Origin of the sequence: Bacillus multifaciens (assembly GCF_030756675.1) — a bacterium.
In the GTDB taxonomy this organism is placed as follows: domain Bacteria; phylum Bacillota; class Bacilli; order Bacillales; family Bacillaceae_G; genus Bacillus_A; species Bacillus_A multifaciens.
In genome coordinates this window covers 1-4,760 of record NZ_JAVBXD010000083.1, presented here as the reverse complement: position 1 = coordinate 4,760, position 4,760 = coordinate 1, and the positions used below count along the sequence as shown (strand labels likewise).

Annotated in this window: 6 protein-coding genes; 2 read left to right on the top strand and 4 right to left on the bottom strand. The window is 32.5% G+C overall.

The annotated features are described in order from the left end of the window. Positions 1–485: 485 nt before the first annotated feature. A complete protein-coding gene (locus Q9306_RS24410; protein WP_306203213.1) occupies positions 486–776 on the bottom strand; it encodes a DUF3986 family protein in 291 nt (96 codons plus the stop codon). A 23-nt stretch (positions 777–799) separates the two neighbouring features. Next, positions 800–1,408, bottom strand: a complete 609-nt coding sequence (locus Q9306_RS24405) for a hypothetical protein (protein ID WP_306203211.1) — start codon at positions 1,406–1,408, stop codon at positions 800–802. 208 nt (positions 1,409–1,616) lie between these two features. On the opposite strand from Q9306_RS24405, the gene Q9306_RS24400 reads away from it, so the two are divergent. Together Q9306_RS24400 and Q9306_RS24395 are read left to right on the top strand one after the other, a co-directional pair. After that, a complete protein-coding gene (locus Q9306_RS24400; protein WP_306203209.1) occupies positions 1,617–2,027 on the top strand; it encodes a hypothetical protein in 411 nt (136 codons plus the stop codon). Between the two features lie 553 nt (positions 2,028–2,580). Then, complete coding sequence (locus Q9306_RS24395) at positions 2,581–3,048, top strand: replication/maintenance protein RepL (RefSeq protein ID WP_306203207.1); 468 nt, start codon at positions 2,581–2,583, stop codon at positions 3,046–3,048. Between the two features lie 63 nt (positions 3,049–3,111). On the opposite strand, the gene Q9306_RS24390 is transcribed toward Q9306_RS24395, so the two are convergent. Both Q9306_RS24390 and mobV read right to left on the bottom strand, forming a co-directional pair. After that, on the bottom strand, positions 3,112–3,468 hold the full coding sequence (locus Q9306_RS24390; RefSeq protein ID WP_306203205.1) for a hypothetical protein: 357 nt from the start codon (positions 3,466–3,468) through the stop codon (positions 3,112–3,114). 1 nt (position 3,469) lies between these two features. Beyond that, positions 3,470–4,760: MobV family relaxase (mobV, locus tag Q9306_RS24385; protein WP_306203203.1), on the bottom strand; the 1,291-nt coding region annotated here is incomplete at its 5' end.

The window sequence follows — 4,760 nt, the reverse complement described above, 5'->3', positions numbered from 1 at the left end:
ACGTCTCCAGCCTTAAATTTTTGCATTCTACAAATCGCAAAACTCATAATTTCACGCCCCGTTCTAGGTATGGATTCCGGCCCAACTTCCATGTAAAGTATAGCACACTATACTTTACTATCGTAAAGGTGTGCCCTGCGGGGCTGTTTTGGCTACCGCCAAGCACGCTGCAGCGTGCAAAAAAACAAACCTTGGACTTTGTCCAAACCTACTGGGGAACTCTTCCCCAGGCCCCTTTTAAAAAACAAGAAAACGTGGAATAAATAGCTGTTCTCCGATGAACGCTATTTATTCCACGTTTTCTTGACCACGAGCCTCTAAACCCTCAAACTCCCAAAAGCAATCCCCCAGGGCCAAAACCGCCCTAGGGGACCACTTTCAGTAGTTTGCATGAGGGTTCCCCTCATGGTAAAGAAACTTTCGCGGCATAATCGCTTTGTAGTTTCTCTCTTTTCACTATCTGAACTAAAGTATACTAGCCTCTCCTAAAAACTATCCACTTGTATAATTTTTAGTTGTATTAACCATTTTTTAAATTCATTTGAACCTAATGTATAATCTAGATCATCTGTGCAAATCGAAAAGATTTTAACACCATATTTTTCATAATATTGATCTTTATATTTTTCAGGAATTTTTAAATTGTACATTTCAAAATCAAAAAATACATCCCAAATATTCGTTTGGTTTTTTTTATACGCAATTGCTTCAAAATCATTTCCCTGTTCGTAATAACCCAAATGTAGATGATATTTTGAATCATATATAGAATTCATAATAATATTTCCTTTATTATCAATTAAAGATAGTAATGCTTATTCATATTAGGAGCAACATGATAATGTAAATATGGGCCTTTCCCATCAATATAATGATAGTCTAAACGGAATATAGGTTGTTTTGTAGCTTTACTTCTTACTTGGATAATTTTTCCCCCAGATGGACCATCAATAATATATTTACTTGGAGCATCTAATGCTTTTTGTACATATGGTCTTGCTATTTTCCAAGCCTTATCCGCAGCATTTCTACCAACTTTTGAAGTTAAGACTCTTAATGCTCCAATAACAATAGCAGGTAATACTTCTTCTTTAACAATCAATTCACCTGTAAAAGGATTTTTTTCAATAATATGTTCAACTCTAGGTTTACTGATTTCCTCTTCTAATTTCACAAACACAGGATCATTCACTAAAAAATCATAATCCTTCTCAAATTCTTCAAAATTAAAATTAGAAACATCAACTTTGGATAAATCAATTCCATAATCTTCTTCAACATAATTTTCAACTATATTTTCATTTGTGTTTTCATTTTCCGAAGTAACACTAGCATCAGTAAATGTTGGAAATATAAAACTGAAAAGCAAAACAAATGAAAATAATCCAGATAAAATTTTATTTTTCATCTTTTCCCTCCAAAAATATTAATATAAATAAATGTTAAAAAACTTTAAATATTTAAACAAGTCTACAATTTAATATTTCCATTTGTTATAATGATGGGATATTTTTACATTTTATTTCAGGTGTTAGGTAAAGGCTGAGATGCTATCCCTGTTTATAAAAATCCTAAATTGGGAAATATAGTAAAAAAACAAAAAAGGAGAATATCACATGAATCATAATGAGCATAATTTAGATCGAGAACTTTTAACTACAACTATGCAAAAAACACAAACCTCTTTAAAAAATATGATTAATCATTTAGAAAAAGTTGATCATACCAATTTATATGAATTAGATTATCGCTTAAAAAATAATCCTGATTTATTAAAAAAATTTATAGAAAATCCTCAAGAAGTTATTGAAAAAGAAACTGGTATTAAACCTTTAGAAGGAACACATTATCATTTTATTAACGAAAAAAATGAATATTTTCCTCCTGAAGGTAGTGCGGAACAACAATTAATGTTCGGACATGAAAACAATACAGAGGGACAAACAAAACCTTGGGGACGAGTAGAACTTCGATTTGCTATCGGCCCTGGATGTATAGCAGTTTGTGGAATTTGTGGAATTGAATAAAAATAAAAAAGAAAAAGCACTCAGAAACCTCTTTGAGTGCTTTTTCTTTTTTATTTTTAAATCTCCCTTGTTTTTGGGTGTGAGTGCTGGCTAGTCGTGTGGGGACTAAACCCCACGAACTTAACGTAACTGAATATGGAATAAACGGACTGTTTAAATCGATAGGACTGGGCGGTTCGGCAGGTACAATTGCTAGTCCAAGTCGAGCAACCTAAATTCTCGTTTTTGGTATGTTCGGCTTGGCGACATGCCCACACCTGCCGAATTTCTCCATACAAGGGAAAAAAGGTGGAGATTTTTTGAATGGTTTTTTCAAAAAATACTACCTGACCCTTGTATGGAGAAAAGCCCTATTGATTATAGAAGAGAGTAAAAGTAAAAAAAAAGTCTTTAAAACCTATATATATCAAGGGTTTTAGGCATTTTGGGCACTTAACTATCCATTAGTGTCCACTTAGCGATTTTTAAGTGAAAAAAAATTTTTTTTTATTATTTACTTAAATTATAGTTTAGTGTAAGATAAAAAACAAATAAAGAAAAGGAGGTGGAGATGATGGATAAAAATATGGAGTATTATGCAGATATACAAACATTATTAGGAGAAAAAAAGAAAATATTTGTTGATACTGAAACTGGAGAAAAAATACATGTAAATCAGATAACCAAAAGAGCATACGGACAAAAGCAATTTTGGAAATTATATTTAATGGATTTTTTAAGCGTTCTAGGGATTTTAGAGAACAAACAACTTGATGTATTAATTTATATTCTCGAACACACAGAACAAGCTACAAATACCTTTATAGGTACATATAAAAAGATTTCAAAGGGAGCTAATGTATCCGAGCCAACAATAGCTAAAATTATGAAAAAGTTGCAAGAAAACAATTTTATTACTAAAATTCAAAATGGAGTATGGCAAGTAAATCCCAACATTATGATGAAGGGCTCTGAACATAAAAAAAGCTTACTCTTGAATTACTATGACGATAGTAATAATCAAGAAAATAAAGCTGAATAAAGTACGATTGCAAGGTACTTTGTTTAGAAAAACCTCTGGTTGTAACCAGAGGTTTTTCTATGTTTACTTTTTTATTAAGTTTTCTAGCTCATTATATGTATTAATAAAAAAATCTTTGTAATAAGGGCGTTCTTCTGTACGGAATATATCAAACCATTCTACCAAATCTTTATTATTATCTTCTTCCACACTTTGGATCACTGGTTTATGTTTAAATTCGCGAAACATTTCAAACAGACAAAGTTCGCATAACATAAAATCTACTACATCATCATCAAATGGACTTGTGTAGCCAAAATGCACTCGGAATTTATGAAATAGATTTTCTACAAAATCTACGTCTTCTAAAGGCTGTTCTGGTCTTTCGTGAATACGACCACATTTATTACAACAAAACGTTTTAGCTTCTACGATTTTCATACTATCTCTCCAATCCGTAGTCTCTATTTTTCTTTTGATTTTTTTGTATTTGTTTTTCTTGTTTATGTTTTTCTTTCTGTTCTTGTTTATGGTTAAGGAACTTTTGCGCCCCTTGCACCTCATTTTCATCCGCAAAATGTCGCTTCAAAAACTTACGATTCATTTTATCTAAAACATTGGCTTTTACATAACCGATCACACCTACAAGTTCAGGTAATTTTTCTCGATACAACTCTTTTACTCGTTCCAATGTTTTCTTGAGAAAATCAGTTTCTATTTTCAATTCTTGATTTTCTTGCTTTAAACTAGTTATTTGTGTCTGTAAAACTTGCTGACGTTTATATAAATCATCTTTTTCCTGTTTCAATTTCGTAGTTTCGTTTTTAAGATGTCTATTTTCGTCTCTAAAAGATTCAGAAGCTTTCGCAAGGGATTTCATTGTCTGAAAATCTTTCGACGCAATTTCGACCGTTTTAGAGCGTATAAGACCACCTTTCTCTTTAATTTCAATTTTATCTACTTGTTTTACGCCATCTAAAGATTTCTTCAACTCTCCTAATCGTTTTTTCATCTTATTCATAGATTGATCCAGCTGCTGTTTCTCTTGCTCTTTCTGTACAAGTGTATTTTCTAACTCTTGCACCTCTTCTTTAGCCGTTAATGCCTTCATACGTGTTGTCTCAATATGTTTTCTATCACTCGATACACCACGTTCTAAATCAAACCCCTGTTTGACCATATACGCATGAAAATCGTCCTGGAGCGAAACTAATTCTTTACGGTTAAAAATTTGTTTCGCTGATAACTTTTTATCTTCTGTTACAGGCACCATCCCCACATGCATATGTGGAGTCTTTTCGTCTAAATGAACTGTCGCATGTGTGATGTTATCTTGCCCGTATCGGTCTTTTAAGAAGTTATAGGCATCTTCGAAAAATTGACGTTCTTTATGCGGATCAATGTCATCAAAAAAACCTTTATCGCTCGTGACAATAAATTCACACATCACAACCGCATCTTTCCGAACTGCTCGATTGGTCTCTACATTTTGTGCAATCTTCTCTTTCACGTTCTCCAAATAATCAATGTGTTGCTTATTATGTAAATCATAATTTAGATGACTATACTCTTTTTCAATGTCGGGATTTGTATGACTCTCTCGTTCTCTTTGATTATGAAACTGAATTCCTTTGACGTCTCCAGCCTTAAATTTTTGCATTCTACAAATCGCAAAACTCATAATTTCACGCCCCGTTCTAGGTATGGATTCCGGCCCAACTTCCATGTAAAGT